The sequence below is a fragment of the Aeromonas diversa CDC 2478-85 genome, assembly GCF_000819805.1.
In the GTDB taxonomy this organism is placed as follows: Bacteria; Pseudomonadota; Gammaproteobacteria; order Enterobacterales; family Aeromonadaceae; genus Aeromonas; species Aeromonas diversa.
This window is the reverse complement of sequence record NZ_CDCE01000036.1, coordinates 1-19,127: the sequence shown is the minus strand read 5'-3', so window position 1 is coordinate 19,127 and position 19,127 is coordinate 1. Positions and strand designations below refer to the sequence as shown.

Genomic DNA, 19,127 nt, shown 5'->3' with positions numbered 1-19,127 from the left:
AACTCTGAGATTTAACTTTTTTTCAGACAAGAACACTGGCAGTTGAGGGATGAACCCGGTCTTTTACGCCATGTGAGACATTCGCCATAGCCAATGTAAGAAGGTGCAGTTTCGGTGCGTACGCAAACCATTTCTCAGGTCATCGAACAACGCCAACAAAAAACATAACTAATTGATTTTTAATGGACATGGTCAACAATATAACTTTTATCTGCTTCTTAAACTTTTCTTTACTCAAAAGCCCCCTTGTTCGCAGCCCGGTAATCCTTAGTATGAGGGTCATAGGGAAGCAGCACCGGATGGATGTCCGGTTTCCAAGGCAGGATGGAGTATCCAGGATGGATACGGTTGCTCAGGACAGAGCAGCCCATGGACGACAGGATGCCCGCTGGAAGCGGTTGGACCGACTCAGGAAGAGTTAGCGTATTCAGGACGAATGCGCCTCACGGATGAACAGGGACACGCTGGAAGCGTTAAAGGACACCTCCAGGATGGAGAGAGCGCGGTTGCCAGGATGGTAGCCAGGCCAGGAGGCTGCGGACACCCCGATGGATTGGGAAGGGGAAATTCCTAAGGAAAGGAAATAGTCAGGGATTGCAGGGAGCATGGCTGTTCAGGGATTGGACAACACGACTCAGGGGGGACGGCGAAAGCCGCCCCCCTTTTCTTATTTCGCGCTGCCTCAAGCTTACCCAGTAAAAACGGTTGCGCACTCTGCCCCTGTGCAGGAAAACCAAGTTGTGAGACATTCGCCATAGATGACGTGAGCCTTACACCTGCAACCCTGGCGACAGGCTCGGAATCCCCAATACCAAAACCGCCGCAGACACATCACAACACCATGATATTAAACGAATTTAAAAATTAGCGCCGTGTTGGTAACATCACAGCATCGGTCTACCGCTACGAGCTCGATTGAGCGAGGGCGAAAAATCCTTATAGTTACTCATGCACGGACGCACTGAAGTCGACTAGGAAGGTCGGCTGCCAGGGTAGGGCAAATGGACTAGCCACAGGATGTGGTAAAGGACACCTCCCAGGATGGAGATAGTGCGGCGAGTAAGGATGACTCGTCTGGCCAAGATGGCCGCATGGACACCCCAACGGATTGGGAAGGGGAAACCTAAGGGATAGGTATAGTCAGGGATTGCAGGGAGCAACCACGTTCACGGAATTGAACGATACGACTACCGGGGGCGACGCAAGTCGCCCCCATCTTTTTATGCGCTTTCCATGGCCGAAAGCACATAGACATCGAAGCGATTGTTTTTGGTCTCGATGGCCATACTCGGCTTCTGCTCATTGAGCCAGCCCGCATAGTCGGGACGCTTCACCACCACCCGCTTGCCCGCCATCTTAAGGGCGACCGGCAGCAGCGCATCCGCATCGAGATCCGCCCCCACCAGAGACTGAAACACCCTCATCTCCTTTTTGACCAAGGCAGACTTCTGTTTATGGGGGAACATGGGATCGAGATAGATCACATCGGGGCGTTCCCGCAACGCCTCCAGAGTGGCAAGGGCAGGGCCGTGCAATAGCTGCATCCGCTCGCCCACCCAGCTGCCAATCTCGGGGTCGCGGCTGGCCCGCTCGAGGCCATCCGCCAGCAGAGCGGCGACCACAGGGCTGCGCTCGATCAGCGTGACCCGGCAACCAAGCGATGCCAGGACAAAGGCATCCCGCCCCAACCCTGCCGTAGCATCCACCACGCTTGGCGTGGCCCCGGCCTTGAGTCCCACTGCCTTGGCGATGGATTGCCCCCGCCCCCCGCCGAACTTGCGCCGATGCGCGACGGCACCGGCAACAAAGTCAACAAAGATGGCTCCCAGCTTGGGTTCATCAAGCTTACGCAGCTCGAGTCGTTCACTCGTAAGGGCCAACGCGAACTCGGGGAGATCGACGGAGGCCAGCCGTGCATGCAGGCACTTGGCCTCGTCCTGGCGGGAAGGGTCTTCAAGAAGGATCTGCATCATTATGCCAGTCAGGTTAAATCACTGCCGGGCAGTCTACCACAAGGCCATTTCCGACTCAGAAGAGAGTCGCTTCTCCTCTATTCCCTTGTCATTGAGCTCCAGGTAGGAGCAGAGATCATCGAACGCCAGTGGACGGCTGAGCAGATAACCCTGGGTAAAGGCACAGCCCTTGTTGCACAGGAAGTTGAGTTGTTCGTTGGTTTCGACCCCTTCAATGACCACCTGCATGCCCAGGTTGTGGACTATGTTGATGATCCCCTCAAGCAGCATGCGATCCTGTTCGTTGAAGGGAATGTGGCGCACGAAGGAGCGATCTATTTTGACCAGATCGACGGGGAAATTACGCAGATAGTTCAGTGCCGAATAGCCGGTCCCGAAATCATCGATGGCAATCTGACAGCCTGCCCGGCGAAGCGCCTCAATGCGTTGCCTGTGCTGATCCCCGGCGTCCATCAGCAAGGTTTCGGTGATCTCGATGACTATATCTTGAGGAGAGAGGCCAAAGTGCTTGATCACCTTGAGCCACTCACTCCCCTCGGTATCTATGGTCTGAAACTCGAGGGCAGATCGGTTGATAGACATCTGCAGCTGTGGAAACCCGGACTGTTTTAACTGCGCCAAGTCGCGGCAAGAGTGCCACAACACCAGCTCCCCCAACCCCTGGATCAAGCCCGCCTCCTCGGCCAGAGGAATAAAGTCAGCGGGAGAGACTTGCCCCCACTCGGGGTGATACCAACGCACGAGAGCCTCCAGCTTGGTGACACAGCCGGTGCGGTTATCCCAGATGGGTTGATAGGCCATAGAGAGCTGGCCCTGCTTGATGGCTTCTGCCAACTCCTGCTGCATCCGATGCCGGATCTTCACCTCCTCCCGCATCGAGTTACAGTAGACCGCCATCACCTTGGCCTTGCGCTTGGCCTCGAAAAGAGCCTGCTCCGCGTTGCGCAGCAAGATGTCGGCCTCATTATCGTCGATGGGGCAGAGGGTGATCCCCAGAGTTGCCGTCACATACAGGTGTTGATTCGCCAACATAAAGGGTCGGCTGAAGCCACCCATCACCTGCTTGGCGAACAGCTCGGCCTGACGCTGGCTGACAACACCGGGCACCAAGAAGGCGAACTCATCCCCCCCGATTCTTGCCACCAGGTCATCGGTCCTAACCCGACTCACCAAACGATCCGACACCTCTCGCAGCAGTGCATCACCCGCATGGTGGTCCATCGAGTTGTTGACCGCCTTGAAGTTGTTAAGGTCGAGCACCATCAGGGCAAAGCGCTCGCCCCGTTCACAGAAGCGGGTCAGGCAGCGGGAGAAGAGCCAGCGATTGGGCAGACCGGTCAGACTATCGTAATTCGCCTGATTGACGATCTTCTGCTCGGCCAATTTGGATTGGGAGATATCGCTGAAGATCCCGATGTACTGAGAAATCTCGCCCTCATCGCGCAGGCAGCTGATCATCAGTTGCTGGGGATAGATGCGGCCACTCTTGCGCTTGTTCCACACCTCGCCACGCCAGACGCCCACCCTGGCCAGCGCATGGTACATATCGGCATAGAAGGCTTGCTCATGCAGTCCCGACTTGAGCAGGCTGGGTCGTTGTCCCAGCACCTCTTCCATCCGGTAACCCGTGATCTGCTCAAAGGCCGGATTCACCGAAATAATCCGGCTCTCGGCATCGCACACCAGGATCGCCTCGGAGAGGTTGTCATAAACCCGGTGGGAGAGCCTCAGCTGTTCGGCATCCCGTTTGATGCCATCGATGTCTTCAAGCAGAAACATGAAACTGTCGCTGACGGCGGTACTGTCGTGGATCACCGCCACTGTGACCCGCCCCCACTTGAGTGAACCATCCCGACGCAGATAGCGCATCTCTTGCGTAAAGGTGCGAGCCTCCCCTCGACGCAAGACGTCATAGGGGGGAAGATTAACGACATCATCATCGGGGTGGTTCAGCTGCGCCACCCCGAGCGCCTGCAACTGGGCCAGGTTGTACCCCAACATCTGCAGCAACGACTCGTTCCCCCACAAGAACGTCCCGCTCGAGTCGAGCCTGCCGATCCCCATAGGCGAATGGGCCAGCATGGTGCTGAGAAAGGGCGCTTCTTGCAGAGGGGCTGCCGTGGGCGGCGTCATCCCAGGCTTCGCATCCTCCGCAATCCGGCCCGATGTGCCGACCATCCCATCGGGCTGCACCAACGCCAGTTCTCGACCCGCGAGCGGCGCCAACATGCGCAGCAATCCCATAGCACGCTCGAGACCGGGTTGAGGTTGGTGGAACAGCAGGCAACAGAGTCCGGCCGTCTCCCCGGTGGCACTGCACAGACGGACACCGGCATAGGCCTCATAGGATAAGCCGGCGTAAGGGAAGAGGCGTGACAACTGTTCGGAAAACCAGATCTCGCCCTGTTCGAGGGCCATGACGTGAGGGGTATCGCCGGTCGTGCAGAGTGGCGTCATGACGCACTGCGGCCAGACGGCCAGAGGAGACAACTGTTCCGGCTGCCACCGATAAATCATGGCGGCATCAGCCCCCATCGCCGCCGCGATGTCCGTCACGAAACGTTCGAAATAGGCCACGCCCGACACATCGGAAAGCGCGGTTATGATGCGATAAACGGAATCAAGCACTCGCCTCATGGCAAGGGGGGACATCTCTGGTTGATGGGTGAAAAACCGACTCTATCCAAGAGACGGAGTGACTGCAAACATGCTACCTCGACTGCATGAAAATGCATGAAAAAAAGGGGCCTGACGGCCCCTTATTGTATGAAAATCAGGCAGAGATCCCACTATGACGCAGAAGGGCATCCACCTGGGGCTCGCGACCCCGGAAAGCCCGGAATAGCGCCATCGGCTCCTTGGCCCCCCCTTTCTCCAAAATGCAGTGCAGGAAATCGGCGCCCACCTGCCGGTTGAAGATCCCCTCTTCCTCAAAGCGGGAGTAGGCATCGGCGGAGAGCACTTCGGCCCACTTGTAGCTGTAATACCCCGCCGCATAACCGCCTGCAAAAATGTGGGAGAAGCTGTGCTGGAAGCGGTTGAAGGCCGGAGGCGTCATCACCGCCACCTGCTCGCGAACGCGGCCGAGCACCCGTGCCACCAGCTCGGAGCTGGCCGGCTCGTCACTCATGTGCAGGCGGAAATCAAACAGGGCGAATTCCAGCTGACGCAGCATCTGCATCGCGGCCTGGAAGTTGCGTGCGGCCAGCATGTTGCCAAGCAGCGCATCGGGCAGGGGCTCACCGCTCTCGTAGTGACCAGAGAGGAAAGCAAGTGCCTCGGACTCCCAACACCAGTTCTCGAGGAACTGACTCGGCAGCTCGACCGCATCCCAGGGCACCCCGTTGATACCGGCCACCCCGGCCACATCGATGGCCGTCAGCATGTGATGGATGCCATGCCCGAACTCGTGGAACAGGGTCACCACTTCGTTGTGGGTAAAGAGTGCCGGTTTGTCATCCACGGGCCCGTTGAAGTTGCACGTCAGGTAAGCCACCGGACGCTGCAAGCTGCCATCGCTGCGATAGCGACGCCCCAGGCAGGTGTCCATCCAGGCCCCCCCACGCTTGTTGGCGCGGGCATAGAGATCCAAATAGAAGCTACCACGCAGCTCCTCTTCCTGGTCATAGATATCGTAGAAACGCACATCAGGGTGCCAGGTCTCGATGCCCAAGCGCTCGCGAACCCGCAAGCCAAACACCCTGTGTACCACCTCGAACAGGCCGGCCACCACCTTCTTGGCCGGGAAGTAAGGGCGCAGCTGCTCGTCAGAGATAGAGAACTTATGCTGCTTGAGCTTCTCGGCGTAGTAGGGAATATCCCAGGCCGCCAGCTCGCTCACCCCGTGCTCTGCGGCCGCGAAGTCACGAATCTCCTGCAACTCGGCATGGCCTTGGGAGAGAGACTTGGTAGCCAGATCCTCAAGGAAACCAATCACCTGCTCGCTCTTGTCCGCCATCTTGGTGGCCAGCGATAGCTCGGCATAGTTGGCGAACCCCAACAGACGAGCCAGCTCGAGGCGCAGAGTCAGGATCTCGGCCATGGCGGCGCTGTTATCCCACTCTCCGGCACAGGGCCCCTGATCGGAGGCCCGGGTGACATAGGCCTGGTACATCTCCTCGCGCAGCTCCCGGTTATCGGCGTACATCATGACCGGCAGGTAGGAGGGGATGTCGAGGGTAAACAGCCAGCCATCCAGCTCGCGGGCGCGGGCCTGAGCCGCGGCGGCGGCCAGCGCACTCGGCGGCAGACCGGCCAGACTGCCCTCATCTTGCACCAGTCGGTGCCAACCCTGGGTCGCATCCAGCACATTGTTGCTAAAGCGCGACGCCAACTCGGAGAGGCGAGCCTGAATCTCACCATAACGCTGCTTCTGCTCGGCCGGCAGGTCGATCCCGGAGAGACGGAAATCACGCAGGTTGTTCTCGATCTCTTTGCGCTGGGCGCCGCTCAGCAGCGGGAAGTCGTCGCTCTCTGCCAGGGCCTTATAGGCCGCAAACAGCCCCTCATGCTGACCGACAAAGGTCTGGTATTCCGCCAGATGGGGCAGGCAGGCATCGTGTGCCTGACGCAGCGACTCTGAATTCATCACGGCATTGAGGTGAGAAACCGGGGACCAAATCCGCGACAGGCGATCGTTCGCCTCCTCAAGGGGCGCGACCAGATTGTCCCAGGTATAAGGCTCGTGATGGGAGAGCACATCGGCGATACGCTGCTTGCACTCGGCAATGGCCTGCAGCACGGCTGACTCTACATGCTCGGGACGGATCTGGCTAAAGGGGGGCAGACCGTCCATCGTCAGCAAGGGATTGATCATCATGGTTCCTCTTAAAAAACACTGCCCCTGCCTTTCAGAAGCACGTCGTTGGATCCCTAAGATGGTGGCAAGCCCCTCGATAATCAAGCACCTGCAAAACGTGAAATGACTCAATAGGATTAAAGTCGGGCAGCACCTTGGTCGCTTGTTGGCATGGCTGCCGGTATATGATGTGCTGCAAACTTGTGCCGGAAGTGTTTACACTTAGGCTAAATCTCATCTGGTTCCCCGGACAGCAAGGACGATATGTCAGGATTCCTCTCCAAGGCCATCAAGGCCATGCGGCGCAGCAGTCTCTCCTACCGCCTGCTCTCCTATATTCTCCTGTGCAGTACCGCGCTCGCCTTCCTTATCACCTTGTTGCAACTGGCCTGGGACTACCGCAAAGACGTGGCCATGATTCAGGGCAGCATCAGCCAGATCGAAGCCTCTTTCCTGCAACCTATAGCGGCCAGCCTGTGGAACCTGGACGAAGAGCAGGTCAAGGTGCAGCTGGAGGGGATCATGAATCTGCCCAGCATGGAATTCGTGATGGTCAAGGAGCTGCTCGGTAACTCCGAGGTGCCCCTGCTCTCTCAGGGTAAAGAGCGCCCCAGCTACGACATCTCGCGTGAATTTAGCCTCACCTATCAGGGCGAAGTGGTTGGCAAGCTGTTTGTGGCCGCCTCACTCGAGCAGATCTATCAGCGCCTGCTGGAGAAATCGGTCCTGATCCTGGTGAGCCAAACCATCAAGACCCTGGTGGTCTCATTTTGCATCTTGCTCATCATCTATTACATGGTGGTCAGACACATTCACCGTATCGTGCAGTATGCAGAGCAACTCCGGCTGGAACGCCTGACCGAGGAGCTGGAGCTGGAGGGGCGTCCCCTGCCCCGCCCCAACCCCGATGAGTTTGACTCCCTGGCCGCCGCTCTCAACCAGATGCGGGCACGCCTCGGCAACGAGTTCAACGCCCGCCAGCAGGCGCTCGAGCAGCTGCAACAGGAGCGGGACTTCTCTGCCACCCTGATCAACTCCTCCAACGTACTGATCTGCTGCCTCGAGCCAAACCTCGCCATCGCCAGCATCAACCCGGCCGCCACCCTGCTGACCGGCTATGTAGAGAATGAGATCCTCACCAAAAACTGGCTCGATCTGTTCGTCAATCCCCAACAGCGGGAGAGTGTCTCGGAGCGCCTGGAGCATCTGGGCATGGTCGAAGAGCTGGAAGTGCACATGCAGGATCAGCAGGATCACGAACTGATCCTGCTCTGGTCCTTCGTGCCCTTCTATGAAGGCCCAGAGCTCAAATACCTGATCGGCTTTGGCTATGACATCACCAAGCTCAAGCAGGTCGAGCGCGAGATCATCCAGCTCAACGAGCAGCTCGAGGCCAAGGTCACCGAGCGAACCCGCAGTCTGAGCGAGAGCAACAACCAGCTCACCAAGGCCTACGACGATCTCAAACAGGCTCAGCAGACCCTGGTGGAATCCGAAAAGATGGCATCGCTGGGCTCACTGGTGGCGGGGGTGGCCCACGAGATCAACACCCCGATTGGCATCAGCGTTACCGCCTCTTCCTACCTGCAGGAACGGGTTCTCGACTTCAAGCAACACATCGAATCCAAGCAGCTGTCGCGCACCTATCTGACCGACTTCGTCACCAATCTCGACGAGTCCATGTCACTGCTGCAGGGGAACCTGCGCCGCGCCTCCGAGCTCATCGCCAGCTTCAAGCAGGTGGCGGTGGATCAATCCTCAGAGGCCCATTACAACTTCAACGTGGCGGAGAACCTGCATCAGGTGGTGGTCTCGCTCGGCCACAAACTGCGCAAATCCCAGTGCGAGGTCGACATCCAGTGCGACTCGCAGCTGGTGGTGCACTCCTACCCCGGCTGTTTCGCCCAGATTTACTCCAACCTGATCCTCAACTCCATCAACCATGCCTTCGACGGATGGGACAGACCCAAGAAGATCACCATCGCCATCGATTATGCCGACGGCGAGCTGGTCATCGACTATCGCGACAACGGCAAGGGGATAAGCCCGGATATCATGCCCAGGTTGTTCGAACCCTTCGTCACCTCCAAGCGCGGCCAGGGCGGCAGCGGCCTGGGCACCCACATCATCTATAACCTGATCGCCCAGCTGCTACGCGGCCGTATCACCTGCCACAGCCAGCCAGGCGAGGGCGCCCAATTCCTGATCCGCCTGCCCATGGAGCGCGTGTCGGTATAACATCCTGCTCACGGGGCTTGCCTTCACCCTTGGGCAGCCCCATTTCATCTATTCAAAACAATATGAGCGGAGAAACCAAATGGCCCAGCACTTCGACTATATCGCCATCGGCGGTGGCAGTGGCGGCATCGCCTCGGCTAACCGGGCTGCCATGTACGGCAAGAAGGTGGCCCTTATCGAGGCGAAAGAACTGGGGGGAACTTGCGTCAACGTCGGCTGCGTACCCAAGAAGGCCATGTGGTATGCGGGCCAGATCGCCGATGCCCTCAAGTACGGCCCCGACTATGGCTTCGATACCACACTCAATCACTTCAGCTGGGGCAAGTTGGTCGAGTCTCGCCAGGCTTACATAGAGCGGATCCACGGCTCCTACAACAACGTGCTGGCCAAGAACCAGATTACCGTCATCAAGGGCTTCGCCCGTTTCGTGGATGCCCACACTATAGAGGTGAACGGTGAACGCTACAGCGCCGATCACATTCTCATCGCCACCGGTGGCCGCCCCGAGACACCCTCCATCCCGGGCGTCGAGTACGGCATCGACTCCGATGGCTTCTTCGAACTGCACGAACAACCTAAACGCGTCGCCGTGGTCGGTGCCGGCTATATCGCCGTCGAGATCGCCGGCGTGCTGCACGCGCTCGGCTCCGAAACCCACCTGCTGGTGCGCAAGCACGCTCCCCTGCGCAGCTTCGACCCCATGGTGCAGGAGACCCTGGTCGAAGTCATGGAGAAGGAGGGGCCCAGGCTGCACACCCACGCGGTTCCGCGTGAGGTGATCCGCAACGCCGACGGCAGCCTGACCCTGCACCTGGAAGACGGCCGTCACCTGACGGTCGATTGCCTCATCTGGGCCATTGGCCGGGTGCCGGCTACCGACCAGCTCAACCTGACCGCCACCGGCATCGAGCTGGACGAGCGCGGCTACATCCCGACCGACAAGTACCAGAACACCAGGGTGCCCGGCATCTACGCAGTCGGCGACAACACGGGACGGATTCAGCTCACCCCGGTGGCCGTCGCCGCCGGGCGCCGTCTCTCCGAGCGCCTCTTTAATAACAAGCCGAGCGAGCACCTCGACTATCGGCTGGTGCCGACCGTAGTCTTCAGCCACCCCCCCATTGGCACCATTGGCCTGACCGAGCCGGAGGCGATCGCCGAATACGGCGAGACCAACGTCAAGATCTACAAGAGCCAGTTCACCTCCATGTACTCGGCCCTCACCCAACATCGCCAGCCCACCCGCATGAAGCTGGTGTGCGCCGGCCCGGAAGAGAAGGTGGTCGGCCTGCACGGCATCGGCTATGCCATGGACGAGATCCTGCAAGGCTTCGGTGTCGCCATGAAGATGGGCGCCACCAAGGCGGACTTCGACAACTGCGTCGCCATCCATCCCACCAGCGCCGAAGAGTTTGTCACCATGCGCTGATGCGCTCGTGAAATAAAGAGGGGGAGCCATTGGCTCCCCCTCTCTTTGTGCTGAGCAGACCCTTAACGAGCCTCTTCCTTCAACCACTGAGCCACCCGCTTGGCGAAGTAGGTGAGGATGCCGTCGGCGCCGGCCCGCTTGAAGCAGAGCAGGGACTCGAGGACGCACTCCTTCTCCTTCAGCCAGCCGTTCTGGATGGCGGCCATGTGCATGGCGTACTCGCCGCTCACCTGGTAGGCATAGGTCGGCACCCCGAACTGATCCTTGACCCGGCGCACCACATCCAGATAGGGCATGCCCGGCTTGACCATGACGCTGTCGGCCCCTTCGGCGATGTCCAATGCCACCTCGTGCAGCGCCTCGTCACTGTTGCCCGGGTCCATCTGATAGGTCGCCTTGTTGCTCTTGCCGAGGTTGCCGGCCGAGCCGAGCGCGTCGCGGAACGGGCCATAGTAGTGGGAGGCGTACTTGGCCGAGTAGGCCATGATCTGGGTGTTGACGAAACCATTGGCCTCCAGCGCGGCGCGGATGGCACCGATGCGCCCGTCCATCATATCGGATGGGGCTACCATGTCGGCACCGGCCGCGGCGTGAGAGAGCGCCTGCTTGACCAGGATCTCGGTGGTGATGTCATTCATCACATAACCCTGATCGTCGATGATGCCGTCCTGACCATGGGTGGTGAAGGGGTCCAGGGCCACGTCGGTGATGACCCCCAGCTCGGGGAAATGCTGCTTGAGGGCGCGGGTGGCTTTCTGGGCCAGCCCCTCCGGGCTATAGGCCTCTTCCGCCATCAGACTCTTCTTCTCGAGCGGCGTCACCGGGAACAGGGCCACCGCCGGCACGCCCAGGGCGACCAGCTCTTCGGCCTCCTTGAGCAACAGATCGATAGAGACCCGCTCAACCCCCGGCATGGAGGCCACGGCCTCGCGGCGATTCTTCCCTTCCAGCACGAACATGGGATAGATGAGATCGTCGACCGTCAGCACGTTCTCGCGCATCAGGCGGCGGCTGAATTCGGTGGCACGGGCTCGGCGCAGACGGCGACCCGGGAAGGCACCCGGCAGGGTAATGGCCATAAACTTGTCTCCTAGAGTGGAAGTTGAAAGAAGGCCGCCGAGGTGGCCCGGGTGTGGGCCAGCAAGGCCTCAGGCGTCTCGTCACGGCAAGCCGCCACCACGCGGGCAATGTGCGGCAGGAAAGCGGGTTCATTACGTTTGGGGCGCGGGCGGATATCGCGTGGCACCAGATAGGGAGCGTCGGTCTCGATCATCAGGCGGCCAACCGGAATGCGCGCCACCTGACGGCGCAGCTCGTCGCCACGGCGCTCGTCGCAGATCCAGCCGGTGACCCCGATGTGCAGCCCCAGGGCCAGGCACTCGTCGAGCTCGGCATCGCTGCCGGTGAAGCAGTGCAGCACGGCTCCGGACAGGCGCGGCAGCCAGGGACGCAGGATCTCGACAAAGCGGGCATGGGCATCGCGGCAATGAAGGAACACCGGCATCCCCAGCTCGGCGGCCAGCGCCAGCTGGGCATCGAATACGGCGTCCTGCATCGGGCGCGGGGAGAAGTCGCGGTTGTAGTCGAGGCCGCACTCGCCGATGGCCACCACCTGGGGCAGGGCAGCCAGTTTGCGCAGGGCGGACAGGGTCCCATCGTCGACGCTCTTGGCATCGTGGGGGTGAACCCCGGCGGTGGAGAAGCAAAAGCCCGGCCAGTGCGCGGCGAGCTCGGCGCTCTCGCGGCTTCCGTCCAAATCGGTACCTGTGAGGATCAGAGCCTGGACTCCGGCCTCCTGCGCCCTGGCCACCACGGTCGCCTGTTCACCGGCAAACTGACTGCTGGTGAGGTTTACCCCTATATCGATCATGCCCTGTCCACTGCTCGGGATACCTTCAAACGATATCCATCTCTATTTGGGCCCCTACCATACGCCTGACGGCTCCCCCTGAAAAGAGGAAGGGGGCCTCAGCCCCCCTCGGATACATCTTCTGTTTCGCTCTCATCCTTGCGCACATAGAAGCGAGCAAAGAAGAGGCCCAGCTCCCACAGGCCCCACATGGGGATGGCCAGCAAGGTCTGGGAGAAGACATCGGGCGGTGTCAGCAGCATGCCCACCACGAAGACCCCAACGATGACGTAGGGACGTTTCGCCTTCAGGCTCTGCGGCGTGGTAACCCCTGTCCAGCACAGCAGTATGGTCGCCACCGGGATCTCGAACGCCACCCCGAACGCGAAGAACAGGGTGAGCACAAAATCGAGGTAGCTGGCGATATCGGTCGCCACCGTCACCCCGGCCGGCGCCGTGCTGGTGAAGAAGCCGAACACCAGCGGGAACACCACGTAGTAGGCGAATGCCATGCCCGCATAGAACAGCAGGGCGCTGGAAACCACCAATGGCAGGATCATGCGCCGTTCGTGCTGGTAGAGGCCGGGGGCGATGAAGGCCCAGGCCTGGTAGAGCAGATAAGGAATGGCGAGGAAGAAGGAGACCACCAGGGTCAGCTTGATCGGCGTGATGAAGGGGGTCGCCACATCGGTTGCGATCATGCTGGTGCCGGCCGGCAACTGACTGAGCAGAGGCCGGGCCACGAAGTCATAGATGCCATTGGAGAAATAGATCAGCGCCACGAAAACCAGCATGATGGCGGCCAGGGAGCGCAGTAACCTGCTCCTCAGTTCGATCAGATGGGTGAGCAGGGGCTGCTCGGCCTGGGGATCGCTCATGGCTTCACCTCCTCCTGCTTCTGCTGCTCGGTCGCCGGAGGCGCGATGATGGGCTCCGGCTCACCGCCAGCAAGCTGTGGCCCAGTCGAGCTGGTTGCCTCGTCCTTGGCATAGGGACGATTGACCGAGGCGGCGGCCGCCTTCAGCTCCTCGATGGAAGCCTGCAGATCGGGACTCAGGTTCTGCATGTTGAGCTTCTCGGCCTTCTTCAGGTCGTTATGCAGCTCCTGGATCCGCAGCTCTTCGGAGAGCTCCATCTTCACCGCATTGGCCGTGCTGCGCACCAGCTTGACCCACTTGGCCACGGTGCGCACCGCCTCCGGTAACCGCTCGGGCCCCAGCACCACCAGGGCCACCACGGCGATGACCATCAGCTCCCAGAAACCGATGTCGAACATGGTTTAGGCCTGATCTTTGTCTTTCTGCTTCTGGGTATCCAGCGGCTGTTGGCCCTGGTCGGCGATCTTCTTCTGGTCGAAGTCGGCATCGCGAGTCGGTTCGTCGTCAGACATCGCCTTCTTGAAGCCCTTCACCGCCGCGCCGAGATCGCCGCCGATACCGCGCAGCTTCTTGGTGCCGAACAGCAGCACCACGATCAGGCCGATGATAAGAAGTTGCCAAATACTGATACCACCCATGTGTAGTCTCCTCACTCGCGCCAATGGCGCGGATTTGTTGTGTCAGTGGGCGCGGGCCTTGAACCAGCCGGCCAGCCAGCAGCAGGCTGCGGCTCCCAGGCTGAGGCCTGCCCAATCGGGTTGTTGGATTGAATAGAGTATGATGCCACCGAGCAGCAGGGTCGCCCCCATGCCGAGCAGGTAGCGAGCCTGTCCCTGGCGCCGGCTGTGACGGCGGAAGTCGTCAAACAGCCGATCGAAGTGGCGCTGCTGGTTGCGGGTCTGGCGCAGGGTCTCATAGACCAGCTCCGGCAACTCAGGCAGTTTTTCCGCCCAATAGGGTGCCTTTTCCCGGATAGCATTCAATACCGCTTTAGGGCCAACTTGCTCGCGCATCCAGTGCTCGAGGAAGGGTTTGGCGGTCTGCCACAGATCCAACTGGGGATAGAGCTGGCGCCCCAACCCCTCCACATAGAGCAGGGTCTTCTGCAGCAGCACCAGCTGAGGCTGTACCGTCATGTGGAAGCGGCGGGCGGTGTTAAACAGATTAAGCAGTACGTGGCCAAACGAGATCTGATCGAGCGGCTTCTCGAAGATGGGCTCGAGCACGGTACGAATGGCGAACTCGAACTCCTCTACCTGGGTATCGGCAGGCACCCAGCCCGACTCCACGTGCAGCTCCGCCACCCGGCGGTAGTCACGATTGAAGAAGGCGAGGAAATTCTCGGCCAGGTAGCGCTTGTCTTCGCGATTCAGTGTGCCGACGATGCCGCAGTCGATACCAATCCACTGGGGATTCTCCGGGTGCTCGTAGGCGACGAAGATGTTGCCCGGATGCATGTCGGCATGGAAGAAGCTGTCGCGGAACACCTGAGTGAAGAAGACCTCGACTCCGCGCTCGGCCAGCAACTTCATGTTGGTGCCGTTGGCCTCCAACGCCTCGATATCGGAGACCGGGATGCCGTAGATCCGCTCCATCACCAGCACGTGTTCCTGACAATAGTCGGTGAACACCTCGGGCACGTAGAGCGCCTCGGAGCCGATGAAGTTGCGGCGCAACTGGATGGCGTTGGCCGCCTCGCGCATCAGGTTGAGTTCGCCCTCTATGGTCTTGCGGTACTCGGCCACCACCTCGACCGGGCGCAGACGCGAACTCTGGGGCATGAAGCGAGCCACCACCCGCGCCATGGTCATCATCAGACGCAGGTCGGCCTCGATCACCGGCTCGATGTCCGGGCGAATCACCTTGATGACGATCTCGCGGCCGTTCTCCTTGAGGCGCGCCGTGTGAACTTGGGCGATGGAGGCCGACGCCAGCGGCGTCTCGTCGAAGTCATCGAACAGCTGCTCGATGGGGGCACCCAGACTCGCCTCTATCTGACGGCGGGCCGCCTGACCGCAGAAAGGGGGCACCCTGTCTTGCAGCAGGGCCAGCTCCTCGGCGATATCCGGCGGCAACAGATCGCGCCGGGTCGAGAGCATCTGACCAAACTTGATGAAGATGGGGCCGAGCGCCTCGAAGGCGAGGCGGATCCGCTCCCCCCGACTGCGCGACCCGTTACGATTCTTGAACCAGAACAGGCTGCGACGGGCCAGCCGCGCGGGCCAGGGCTGGTAGCGCGCCGGCACCAGCTCATCCATGCCGTGTTCCAGCAGGATGCGGGTGATCTGATAGAGGCGGGAGAACTCTTTGAACGTCATGCACCCATCCTCTGCTCGAGGCGGGCCAGACGCAACTCGGCGGCACGCAGCCGCTCAAGCAGCATCTCGACGTCGTCATTAAAGCTGGCGACCTCGAGCGGACCGGGCGCGAGGCGGATCTCCTCAGTCAGGTACTCGGCCAGCTGCAACCGGCTGCGCTCCAGCTCAGCCGCGACCAACCGCCGGCCGTGGCGAGCGCCGCTCACCAGGGTATGGGCAAGCACATCACCTGTGTAGCGGGAGAGCTGTTCCTCCCAGTCGATGGCGAGTTCGCCAAAGAGGCTGCCGAAAGCCTGTACCAGCTGGGGATCCCCCTCGATATCGAGGCGCTCCTCGCGGATATAGCGGGTCAGGGCCGACGGGTCGCGCAGCAACCCCAAGGCCGAGAGGCTGAGGATGAGGCCGGCATCGGCCTCCCCCTCATAGGCAGCCAGCACATCGACCCGCCCGACGGAGAAGACGAACCAGAGGGGCTTGAGCTCTCGCACATGAAGGCGCAGAGTCTTGCCTTGCAACCGCTTCTGCCTGCCGGCAGAGGTGGGATCACGGGCCAATAGCTGATTGCAGGCGGTCTCGACCGCGGCAGTGATGAAGGCATCCATCGGCATGGGGCGACCTAGTACTTGTAACCGCGGTGCAGGGCAACCACACCCTGAGTCAGGTTGTAGTAGCTCACGTCCTCGAAGCCGACCTGCTCCATCATCCCCTTCAGGGTCTCCTGATCCGGGTGCATGCGGATCGACTCGGCCAGGTACTGATAGCTCTCGCTGTCGTTGGCGACCAGCTCGCCCATCTTGGGCAGCAGCTTGAAGGAGTAGAGGTCATAGAGCTTGGCCATCACCTCGCTCTCGGGCTTGGAAAACTCCAGCACCAGCAGGCGGCCGCCCGGCTTGAGCACGCGGAACATGGAGGCCAGCGCCTTCGCCTTGTCGGTCACGTTGCGCAGGCCGAAGCCGATGGTGATGAGATCGAAGTGATTGTCCGGGAAGGGCAGTGCCTCGGCATTGGCCTGGACGAAGGCGACGTTGCCACTGATGCCGAGGTTGCGCAGCTTGTCACGGCCCACCTTGAGCATGGAGTCGTTGATGTCGGCCAGCACCACCTGACCGGTCTCACCCACGATACGGGAGAACTTGGCGGTCAGATCGCCGGTACCCCCGGCCAGATCCAGCACCTTGTGGCCCTTGCGCACGCCGGAGCAGTCGATGGTGAAGCGCTTCCACAGACGATGGATGCCGAACGACATCAAGTCGTTCATCAGATCGTACTTGGCCGCGACCGAGTGGAACACGCCGGCAACCAGCGTCTCTTTCTCCTCGGTAGCAACCGTCTTGAAGCCAAAATGGGTGGTGGCAGCCTGCTCAGACATCCTACTGTACCTGTAGACCAAAGATTGGACGGCCAGTTTACCAGAGCGGGCCGCGTCCGGACACCTCAACCCCGGGCGGGGACCAGCTGCATGGCCAAAAACACCATCAGCAGGCAGAGCCCAACGTTGAGCAAGATGTTGAGAGCTGCCTTGAGCCAGTCGCCGTGCTGCATCAGCACCAGGGTATCGAGGGCGAACGACGAGAAGGTGGTCAGTGCCCCGAGTAGCCCCACCATCAGCAGAGGCTTCATCGGGTGCTCCAGCACATGACCGTGCTGCAACAGGGCGTACGCCAGCCCCATGATGAAGGAGCCGATCACGTTGACCGTCAGGGTGCCGTAGGGAAAGTGGCGACCGAACAGCAGCGCCGTCAGCTCGCCAATCCCGAAGCGCAGGCAGGCCCCCACGGCGCCGCCGGCGGCCACCAGTAACCAGGTTTGCATGGGTCACTCCTTGGAAAATGGAGGATCATTATGCGCCCTCGGCCGCCCCCGTGACAGGGGCGGCAATTAATCGCGGGCTCAGCGGCGAAAGTCGACCGGCTCCTCGTCCGCCAGATGGAGCGTCGTGGTGGCGGGGCGGGTCTGGGCAATCACCTTGCCGTGGCGCACCGAGTAGCGCACCGGCACCTGACGGCGCACCGCGTCAAATCCACTGTCGGCAGGCAGGATCAGCAGATTGGCCGGCTTGCCAACCTCGATGCCATAGCGATCCTGGATATGCAGGGTACGGGCGCTGTGATGGGTGATGAGATCCAGCCCCTGGTCGATCTGCTCGTAACCCATCAGCTGACAGACATGCAGCCCCATGTGCAGCACCTGCAGCATGTTGGCGGTACCCATCGGGTACCATGGGTCGAACACGTCGTCGTGGCCGAAGCAGACATTGATGCCGCTCTCCAGCATCTCCTTGACCCGGGTGATGCCGCGTCGTTTGGGATAGGTATCAAAGCGTCCCTGCAGGTGGATGTTCACCAGCGGATTGGCCACGAAGTTGATGCCCGACATGCGCAGCAGACGGAACAGGCGCGAGGCATAGGCCCCGTTGTAGGAGTGCATGGCGGTGGTGTGGCTGGCGGTGACCCGCTCGCCCCAGCCGCGCTCAAGCGCCAGGGTCGCCAGGGTCTCGACGAAGCGCGACTGCTCGTCGTCGATCTCGTCGCAGTGCACGTCGATCAGGGTATCGTAGCGCTCGGCCAGTTCGAACATGCGGTGCAGGCTTTCAACGCCGTACTCGCGGGTGAACTCGAAGTGGGGGATCGCCCCCACTACGTCGGCCCCGAGGCGCAGCGCCTCTTCCAACAACTCCAGCCCGTTCGGGAAGGAGCGGATCCCCTCCTGGGGGAAGGCGACGATCTGCAGCTCCACCCAGGGGGCCATCTCCTCGCGCACCTCGAGCATCGCCTTGAGGGCAACCAGCTCGGGGTCTGACACATCCACGTGGGTGCGCACAAACTGGATGCCGTTGGCGATCTGCCACTTCAGCGTCTGGATCGCGCGGCGATTCACATCATCATGAGTCAGCAGCGCCTTGCGCTCGGCCCAGCGCTCTATCCCCTCGAACAGGGTGCCGGAGAGGTTCCAGCTCGGCTCGCCGGCGGTCTGAGTGGTATCGAGGTGGATGTGCGGCTCGACGAAAGGAGGAATGGCAAGACCGCCCTCCCCATCCAGAACGGTCGCCGCCGGCAAGGGTTGGCCCATGGGCACAATAGCCCGGATAGTGTCCTGCTCGCACAGGATCTGCCACAGACCGATCTGGCCAGGCAGGCGGACGTTCTCAATCAGCATCGATAGCTCTCCGCGAAATTTATAAGGGAGGCATAAGCCCTTATGACTCAAGCAGCCTCAAAGCACTCTACTAGCGATCTGTTCCGGACTGCCACACAGGCCATGACGAACAAAACACGCTCAGTTAAGGCTTCATTCAGATCGCTTCGCCTAGGCTGAAGTAGGTTTGTTTCTATATGGGAGGATGCCATGAAGAAGATACTCACCGAAATAGGCAACGCCAGCCAGTTTAATGAGTACCTGAACGCCATGGGAATTCATCGCCCCCCACTGGAACAGCATCAGGGGAAATGGGCATATAAGCGGGATGATGAGTTGATTGCGCTGGTCGAGAGGCAACAATCTGGTGAACTACGCTACTACCTTAACGCCCACCACCTATGCCGAGGCCACTAATTGCACAAAAATTAGTGAGACCGATAGAATGAAGGACTCTCAGCAGCGCAGCCAAATTGCATGAAAAACCAAAAAGAAAAAGCCCAGTCTTT

The 19,127-nt window shown here is 60.5% G+C and carries 16 protein-coding genes; 3 read left to right on the top strand and 13 right to left on the bottom strand.

Annotated elements, in window-relative coordinates; genetic code table 11:
- Window positions 1-1,220: 1,220 nt before the first annotated feature.
- The 3 genes from BN1121_RS17115 to prlC form a co-directional block, all read right to left on the bottom strand.
- Complete coding sequence (locus tag BN1121_RS17115) at window positions 1,221-1,970, bottom strand: class I SAM-dependent methyltransferase (protein WP_005357054.1); 750 nt, start codon at window positions 1,968-1,970, stop codon at window positions 1,221-1,223.
- A 36-nt stretch (window positions 1,971-2,006) separates the two neighbouring features.
- Window positions 2,007-4,610: a putative bifunctional diguanylate cyclase/phosphodiesterase gene (locus BN1121_RS17110; protein ID WP_043157895.1), complete on the bottom strand. Its 2,604-nt coding sequence runs from the start codon at window positions 4,608-4,610 to the stop codon at window positions 2,007-2,009.
- Between the two features lie 136 nt (window positions 4,611-4,746).
- Entirely contained in the window at window positions 4,747-6,789 is a 2,043-nt protein-coding gene (gene prlC, locus BN1121_RS17105) for an oligopeptidase A (RefSeq protein ID WP_005357059.1), read from the bottom strand.
- 246 nt (window positions 6,790-7,035) lie between these two features.
- Here prlC and BN1121_RS17100 point away from each other — a divergent pair, with 246 nt between their 5' ends.
- Entirely contained in the window at window positions 7,036-9,009 is a 1,974-nt protein-coding gene (locus tag BN1121_RS17100) for a PAS domain-containing sensor histidine kinase (protein ID WP_005357062.1), read from the top strand.
- A gap of 79 nt (window positions 9,010-9,088) precedes the next feature.
- A complete protein-coding gene (gene gorA, locus BN1121_RS17095; protein WP_005357065.1) occupies window positions 9,089-10,438 on the top strand; it encodes a glutathione-disulfide reductase in 1,350 nt (449 codons plus the stop codon).
- Window positions 10,439-10,500: 62 nt separating this feature from the next.
- Here gorA and hemB read toward each other — a convergent pair whose 3' ends face one another.
- From hemB to BN1121_RS17045, 10 genes are all read right to left on the bottom strand, one after another.
- Window positions 10,501-11,517 (bottom strand): porphobilinogen synthase, encoded by a 1,017-nt coding sequence (hemB, locus tag BN1121_RS17090; RefSeq protein ID WP_005357068.1) that lies wholly within the window; start codon window positions 11,515-11,517, stop codon window positions 10,501-10,503.
- 11 nt (window positions 11,518-11,528) lie between these two features.
- Window positions 11,529-12,308 (bottom strand): TatD family hydrolase, encoded by a 780-nt coding sequence (locus BN1121_RS17085; RefSeq protein WP_005357069.1) that lies wholly within the window; start codon window positions 12,306-12,308, stop codon window positions 11,529-11,531.
- Between the two features lie 98 nt (window positions 12,309-12,406).
- Complete coding sequence (gene tatC / locus BN1121_RS17080; protein WP_005357086.1) at window positions 12,407-13,165, bottom strand: twin-arginine translocase subunit TatC; 759 nt, start codon at window positions 13,163-13,165, stop codon at window positions 12,407-12,409.
- Window positions 13,162-13,563 carry a Sec-independent protein translocase protein TatB gene (tatB, locus tag BN1121_RS17075; RefSeq protein ID WP_005357088.1) on the bottom strand — a complete coding sequence of 134 codons (402 nt, stop codon included), beginning with the start codon at window positions 13,561-13,563 and terminating at the stop codon, window positions 13,162-13,164. The genes tatC and tatB overlap by 4 nt, the downstream gene beginning before the upstream one ends.
- A gap of 3 nt (window positions 13,564-13,566) precedes the next feature.
- Complete coding sequence (tatA, locus tag BN1121_RS17070; RefSeq protein ID WP_005357092.1) at window positions 13,567-13,803, bottom strand: Sec-independent protein translocase subunit TatA; 237 nt, start codon at window positions 13,801-13,803, stop codon at window positions 13,567-13,569.
- A gap of 42 nt (window positions 13,804-13,845) precedes the next feature.
- Window positions 13,846-15,483 (bottom strand): ubiquinone biosynthesis regulatory protein kinase UbiB, encoded by a 1,638-nt coding sequence (ubiB, locus tag BN1121_RS17065; RefSeq protein ID WP_005357095.1) that lies wholly within the window; start codon window positions 15,481-15,483, stop codon window positions 13,846-13,848.
- Entirely contained in the window at window positions 15,480-16,091 is a 612-nt protein-coding gene (locus tag BN1121_RS17060; protein WP_005357098.1) for a ubiquinone biosynthesis accessory factor UbiJ, read from the bottom strand. Before BN1121_RS17060 ends, ubiB begins: the two co-directional genes overlap by 4 nt.
- Before the next feature lie 8 nt (window positions 16,092-16,099).
- Complete coding sequence (ubiE, locus tag BN1121_RS17055) at window positions 16,100-16,852, bottom strand: bifunctional demethylmenaquinone methyltransferase/2-methoxy-6-polyprenyl-1,4-benzoquinol methylase UbiE (RefSeq protein WP_005357101.1); 753 nt, start codon at window positions 16,850-16,852, stop codon at window positions 16,100-16,102.
- 65 nt (window positions 16,853-16,917) lie between these two features.
- The gene (gene crcB, locus BN1121_RS17050) at window positions 16,918-17,295 is read right to left on the bottom strand and encodes a fluoride efflux transporter CrcB (protein ID WP_005357103.1); all 378 of its coding nucleotides are present in this window, start codon (window positions 17,293-17,295) and stop codon (window positions 16,918-16,920) included.
- A 78-nt stretch (window positions 17,296-17,373) separates the two neighbouring features.
- A complete protein-coding gene (locus BN1121_RS17045; protein WP_005357106.1) occupies window positions 17,374-18,639 on the bottom strand; it encodes a cytosine deaminase in 1,266 nt (421 codons plus the stop codon).
- Between the two features lie 189 nt (window positions 18,640-18,828).
- On the opposite strand from BN1121_RS17045, the gene BN1121_RS17040 reads away from it, so the two are divergent.
- Window positions 18,829-19,035, top strand: coding sequence for a hypothetical protein (locus BN1121_RS17040; protein WP_005357111.1), 207 nt, complete (start codon window positions 18,829-18,831; stop codon window positions 19,033-19,035).
- The last annotated feature ends 92 nt before the right edge of the window (window positions 19,036-19,127 follow it).